Source organism: Actinomyces sp. HMSC075C01, from assembly GCF_001812965.1.
GTDB classification, from domain to species: domain Bacteria; phylum Actinomycetota; class Actinomycetes; order Actinomycetales; family Actinomycetaceae; genus Actinomyces; species Actinomyces acetigenes.
On the sequence record NZ_KV810903.1, the window covers coordinates 1 to 1,044 of the forward strand.

Below are 1,044 nucleotides of genomic sequence, written 5' to 3' on the forward strand. Positions count from 1 at the left end.
CCTAGATGATTGATTCCAAGGGGTGTGGGTCGGTGTGGGGGCTTGGGGTAGGGGCGAGGGTCCCGCAGGATCGGTGCTGCTAGAACCGTTTCCTCGCGCTGGGAGCTTGAGAAAGTGGACACCGACCTGGAGACCCTCGCCACCGCACTGTACGTCACCGCTGACGACCTGTTGAAGGCCCACCCCGAGATCACTCCGTCCCGCCCGCGGGTGGGGATCGCCCCGACGATCACCGACGCCGAGGTCCTCACCCTGGCCGCCATCGCACCGTTGGTGGGCATCAACACCGAAAGACGCTTCCTGCGCTACGCCCGCAAGCACCTGACCGGCATGTTCCCCTACATCCCGGGCCAGTCCGGCTACAACAAGCGCCTGCGCGCCCTGGCCGGCACCATCGGGTGGCTGGCGGCCGCACTGGCCACCACCACCAGCGTCTACACCGACGACGTGCACCTGGTCGACTCCACCCCCATCGAATGCGCCCGCTCCCGGCCCACCGTGATGCGCTCGGACCTGGCCGGCTGGGCCGGCTACGGGTACTGCGCCTCGCACTCACGCTTCTTCTGGGGCCTGCGCCTGCACCTGGTGTGCACCGTTCACGGTCTTCCGGTGGCCTGGGCAGTCACCAGCCCGGGCCAGGACGAGCGCGAGGTCCTGCGCAGCATGCTCGAGCACCTGGCGCCCACCAGCGCCCGCACGATCATCGCCGACAAGGGCTACCGCTCCAAGGACCTGGAGGATGACCTGAACCAGGCAGGGCTGACCCTGCTGCGCCCAGCCGCACGCAACGAGGCCCCGCGCCCCGGCGCTGGTCTCCTGCGCCCGTTGCGCCAGAGGATCGAGTCCGTCTTCGACACCCTCAAGGACCAACTCGGGCTCGAGCGCCACAACGGGCGTACCCCCACCGGAGTCACCACGCGCGTCGCCCAACGCATCCTGGCCCTGACAGCCGCCATCTGGCACAACGACAACACCAGCAACCCCCACCTACGCTCCCTGACCCCCTACGACCACTAACCAATCCCCTTGGAATCAATCATCTAG

At 67.9% G+C, this 1,044-nt stretch carries 1 protein-coding gene; it reads left to right on the plus strand.

From position 1 onward, the window contains the following. The first annotated feature begins 114 nt into the window (after positions 1-114). Positions 115-1,017: an IS982 family transposase gene (locus tag HMPREF2883_RS00035; RefSeq protein ID WP_070658047.1), complete on the plus strand. Its 903-nt coding sequence runs from the start codon at positions 115-117 to the stop codon at positions 1,015-1,017. Positions 1,018-1,044: the final 27 nt, after the last annotated feature.